This is a genomic window from Kitasatospora sp. NPDC059817 (genome assembly GCF_042731835.1).
Taxonomy (GTDB): Bacteria; Actinomycetota; Actinomycetes; order Streptomycetales; family Streptomycetaceae; genus Kitasatospora.
The window spans coordinates 9,365-13,892 of the sequence record NZ_JBHWIR010000157.1 but is presented as its reverse complement, the minus strand read 5'-3'; the positions used below and the strand labels follow the sequence as shown (position 1 = coordinate 13,892).

At 72.7% G+C, this 4,528-nt stretch carries 5 protein-coding genes; 4 read left to right on the top strand and 1 reads right to left on the bottom strand.

Annotated elements, in window-relative coordinates:
* The first annotated feature begins 166 nt into the window (after nt 1-166).
* Both ACFV61_RS27125 and ACFV61_RS27120 read left to right on the top strand, forming a co-directional pair.
* A complete protein-coding gene (locus ACFV61_RS27125) occupies nt 167-808 on the top strand; it encodes a DUF6114 domain-containing protein (RefSeq protein ID WP_380494407.1) in 642 nt (213 codons plus the stop codon).
* Nucleotides 805-1,644, top strand: coding sequence for a hypothetical protein (locus tag ACFV61_RS27120; RefSeq protein WP_380494405.1), 840 nt, complete (start codon nt 805-807; stop codon nt 1,642-1,644). The genes ACFV61_RS27125 and ACFV61_RS27120 overlap by 4 nt, the downstream gene beginning before the upstream one ends.
* Before the next feature lie 84 nt (nt 1,645-1,728).
* On the opposite strand, the gene ACFV61_RS27115 is transcribed toward ACFV61_RS27120, so the two are convergent.
* Nucleotides 1,729-2,343 (bottom strand): hypothetical protein, encoded by a 615-nt coding sequence (locus ACFV61_RS27115; protein ID WP_380494404.1) that lies wholly within the window; start codon nt 2,341-2,343, stop codon nt 1,729-1,731.
* A 461-nt stretch (nt 2,344-2,804) separates the two neighbouring features.
* Between ACFV61_RS27115 and ACFV61_RS27110 the strand changes: the two genes are divergently transcribed.
* Nucleotides 2,805-3,854, top strand: coding sequence for a trypsin-like serine peptidase (locus ACFV61_RS27110; protein WP_380494402.1), 1,050 nt, complete (start codon nt 2,805-2,807; stop codon nt 3,852-3,854).
* Nucleotides 3,855-3,925: 71 nt separating this feature from the next.
* The gene (locus tag ACFV61_RS27105; RefSeq protein ID WP_380494401.1) at nt 3,926-4,150 is read left to right on the top strand and encodes a helix-turn-helix domain-containing protein; all 225 of its coding nucleotides are present in this window, start codon (nt 3,926-3,928) and stop codon (nt 4,148-4,150) included.
* Nucleotides 4,151-4,528 lie beyond the last annotated feature (378 nt).

The following is a 4,528-nucleotide window of genomic DNA, read 5'->3' as shown; positions in this document are numbered from 1 at the left end:
TACCCGCTCACCCCGAACAGGGAGGTCAGCAGCCGGGCCGAGTTGTGCGACACGACGGCGACCCGCTCGCCCGGCCCGACGCCTGAGGGACCGGTGGCGGCGCGTGTGCCGTCGCCGGATCCCGTGTCTCGTCCATCCCTCGTTCACACCATCGAGGAGCTGCACCGTGTCCAGCGCCCTTGCCTCATTCCGGCCCGCCGAGCACGAGAACCCCGTCCAGTGGCTGCGCCGGGTGTTCCGTACCTTCCGTCGGACGCGGCCGTACTACGGCGGCCTGCTGGCCATGATCGCCGGCGTCCCGATCATGTACTTCCCTTACGCCAAGCTCTCGTTGGGCGGCATGACGGTGGCCATGGCCACCACGGCGGGCGCCGGATCGCTGATCATCGGCGTGCTGCTGATCGTGCTCGGGCTGACCGCGTGGTTCCAGCCGACCGTGCGGGTCTTCGCGGGAGTCGCCACCACCCTGCTGACGCTGGTCTCGATCCCGGTCTCCAACCTGGCCGGGTTCGGCCTGGCGCTGCTGCCGGGTCTGATCGGCGGCGGTCTGATGGCGTCCTGGGCGCCGCTGCCGGAGCCGAAGGCGGCCGAGGCCGCCGTCGCCGCGAGCGTCGCCACCGAGGCCCCTGCTCCTGAGGCCCTCGCCTCCGAAATCCCTGCCTCCGAGGCCGCCGTCGCCGAGACCGCGGTCGTCGCCGGGAGCGTCGCCACGGAGCCCGCGGCCGCCGAAGCGCCCACCGCGAAGCTGCCCGCACAGGCCGCGTCGAACGAGCAGGCCGTCGCCGTGGACCCGAAGGAGGCGCGGTGAGCGCGTCGGAGGACCAACCGCAGCGCGCCGGTCGACACGCGGCGCCGCGCACGCCCGTCCGGGTCCGGCTGAGAGGCCGCGCGCTGGCGATGGCCGCGGTGCCGACGGCGCTGCTGATGGCCGCCGCGTACACCCCCAACCCGGCCGTCGCCGAGTCCACGGCGGGCAAGCCCTGCGGGACCGCGCCCGCCACCGTGCCGGACGTCGCGCCGTTGGAGACGCCCGTCCCCAAGAGCGAGCTGCCCGAGCCACCGCCCGGTCCGTCCACGGCGCCCTCGACGGTGCCTTCCACAGCGCCTTCGACGGGGCCCTCGACGGGGCCGAGCGCGATCCCCACCCAGACGCCGACCACCGCGCCCACCCAGCAGCCCTCCGCGCTGGCCGGTACGCCGAGCGCCGACGCGACGCCGACCGGCGCCCCGACCGGCGCGGCCACCACCCCGGCGACCACGCCGTCGGCCGCCCGCTCCGCCGCCCCCGGCGGTTCGGACACGGTCCACCGGGCCGGGCTGATCGACGACGTCCTGGGCGGCGTCAACCACCTGCTGGACCCGGGTGGTTCACCGAGTCCGACGCCGAGCGCCAAGTCGGCCGGCACCCCCGCGCCGGCCGCCACCCAGGCCCCCGCGCCGGCCGCCCCGGCCCCGCGCGCCGGGACGCCGGCCCAGCCGCAGGCCCCGACGACCGGGGCCCCGGCCGACGCGCAGCCCGGCACCCCGCCGCCCGCCGCCGGCAGCGGCGAGCAGACCCCGGCGGGCGACCAGACCTCGCCCGCCGCGCCGGCCCCCCCCCCCGGGGCCCCACCCCCCCCCCCCCCACTGCTCGACCGGGACTGACCGGCCGGGACTGACCAGTCGGGACTGACCGGCCGCCGCGGACGCAGGCCCTCGACGCGGCGGGCTTCGGCTACCACCGCTGCTTCAGTTGGGTGTTCGCTGTTTCCGCCAGCGGGCCTGGTGGAAGATCGGTTCGACGGCGACCACGCAGAACGCGTGCATGGGCTGGTCCGTGCCCCTGGGGTCGAAGAAGCCCACCATGTCGCCGAGGAAGCTCTCGCCGTGCTGATGGACGTGGGGGTCTTGGGCGACGCGGTCGCCGGCGGCGGTGAGCCAGTCGCCGATCCAGAACAGCAGCTCGGCACGGGCGGTGATGACGATCGTCGCGGCGTACTCGGCGAAGCGGGCGGGGTGGCGATCGGCTCGGCGACGGACGTCGTCGGGACGGTCGGGAGATCGTGCCGCTGGGGCGGTCACCCTCAACGGCACCGAGGCGCGGCGCATCCTGTGCCGCAGATCCGGCCAGTCGGACGGCCGCAGTCCCGTGTCCTCACGGGCCAGGAGCATGGGCATCGGATGGGTGTCGCCGCCGGCGGAGGCCATCGGATGGGCGCCCGGTGGGACCGGAATGTAGATCGCGCTGTGCGGGCTCGCCGCGGCGACGCGGAACAGAGCGCCGAGCCGAAGGAGATCGGCGCGGCTTGCGCCCAGATACCCGACTCGGTAGTCGGGCGGGCGGACGAAAGTGTTGCGGAGCATGGGACCAGTGCTCAGGATCCGGCTGAGCCCGGATCCGGGATAGGCAACAGGGTGGCTCGTCACCCGCAACCGCATCCGACCGTCGCCAACCCCCATGCGCCAAGTACAACACGCGCGCCAGTGGCCTCAAGCTCCTTTTTTGCGAAGCCCGGGGAGCCCCTCGCGGTGCGGAGCACAACCATGGTCCCGACGGACCTCGACAAGCCCGTCGGCCGCCTCTCCGTCGGCCGTGAACTGCGGCTGGAACCGGGTCGGAGCGCACACCCGGCACCGGTACGAGGACGAGACGTCGTTACCGGAACCTGACGGTACCGATGGAAGAGCGAAACGCGCCCCAGACCAGGACCTGACGTTCTGTTCCTACAGTGCCGGATATCCGCGACGCGCGGGGCGGACCGCGGCCGCCCCCCGCGTACGGACCGCACCTGAACACGAACCGCACCCGACCGAGATGGGCAACGATGTCAGCCACACGCCGAGAACTCCCCCGCGGCCTCTCCGCCGCAGCCGCCCTCCTGCTGAGCGCGACCACGGCAGCGGCGGTGCTGCTGCCCACCGCGGCCTTCGCCGCGGAACCGGACTCCGTCACCTCGCACGCCGGCGCCACGACCGCCCAGGAGCGCAGCCGGATCGACGCCTACTGGACCGCCGCGCGAATGAAGCTGGCGGGCGCCATGGTCCCCGAGATCACCCCCGTGCCCGAGGACGACACCACGCCCGACGATCCGCGTCCGTTCCCGCCGAACACGCCGGACCCCGGCGCCGTCTGGACCCACGGCGGTGCGGTGGACCGGAGCGTCGGCCGGCTCTTCTTCACCTTCTCCGACGGCTACGACGGCAGTTGCACCGCGACCGTCGTCAACAGTGCGAACCGCAGCACCGTCGTCACCGCGGCGCACTGCCTGCGGGGCGTCGGGGCTCCCGCCGCCGACGACACCTGGCAGCACAACCTCTACTTCGTGCCCGGCTACCGCAACGGGACGAAGCCGCTCGGCGGATTCAGCATCAAGTCGATGGCCACGTCCTCCCGTTGGGACGCCGATCCGGGCAGCACGACCTCGAACGACGTCGCCGTCGCCGGCTACGACACCGGGGTCCTCGTGGCGAACCCGTCAGCCGAGGGGCGCCGGATCGCGGACGTCACCGGAAGCCAGCGGATCGCGTTCACCGAGCCCGCGGCGGGCGAGTTCATCCACACCTTCGGCTACCCGAAGGACCGGCTCAACGACCCCAGCGCCAAGTACGCCGGTTCACGCATGATCCACTGCGCCGGACCGGACCGGCCGGCCCCCAAGGCGCCCCTGCTGTGGGGCGAGTCCTGCGACATGGCGCACGGGGCGAGCGGCGGCCCGCACTTCGCCCGCTTCGACACCCGGACCGGCGCCGGCACCGTCGTCGGCGTCACCACCACCACGGATGACCTCGCGGGCGGGCAGCCCGGCACGCTGTACGCCACCCGCCTCGGTGACAGTGCCCACCGCCTCTACAGCTGGGCCCAGGCGCGCTACTGACTTCGGCGCTTCGGGGTGATTGGCCTGTCCATGTAGCTGACTGATGGTCATCTGCGCGCTATGTCGTAGGTATGCGATATGTGGATGGGGGCGGGCTGACGGCGAAAGGTCGCCAGCGTCGCGAGGAGGTGCGGCTGGAGGCCGCCGGGTTGTTCGCCGATGGGCTGGGGCCGCCGGAGGTTGCCCGTAGGTTGCGGGTGAGCTCGAAGTCGGCCTGCCTGTGGCTCTGCGGCTCATTCGTGAACCGACCTGATGACCTCAGCCATTGCTCTCCTCTTGATCGGAAGTTGCGGTAGTTCTCGCCAGAAGCCCGGCGGGGTAGGCCCCGAACTGTGATTTCGGGGTAAGCACCATCCCCTTGGCTCAGGGCAATGACACCATCCGCGTCCGGGCCGGCCTGGACTCGCAGCTGTTCGACCTGACACTTCTTGTCAGCAATGTGCCGCAGGCTCTCCTGCAGGCCGGCGAGTTCGCCGAGCCACCGCATTCGTTGGGTCTCCCCGGGGCGGCGGGTGTTGATCTCGATCTCAAGCAGCCTGGGCTCTTGGACGAGGTCGAGACGGAGCATGGGGCACCTGACACGGGCTCATCCGAACTATGGCCTGTTGTGAAAGTGGGGGGGGGGGCCCCGGGGTTTTTGTGGTGTGGCGCACGGGGGGGGGGGGTGGGAGGGG

Coding starts and splice junctions, on each gene's coding strand:
- ACFV61_RS27110 (WP_380494402.1), top strand. CDS start 2,805: ATGTCAGCCACACGCCGAGAACTCCCCCGCGGCCTCTCCGCCGCAGCC.
- ACFV61_RS27105 (WP_380494401.1), top strand. CDS start 3,926: ATGCGATATGTGGATGGGGGCGGGCTGACGGCGAAAGGTCGCCAGCGT.
- ACFV61_RS27115 (WP_380494404.1), bottom strand. CDS start 2,343: ATGCTCCGCAACACTTTCGTCCGCCCGCCCGACTACCGAGTCGGGTAT.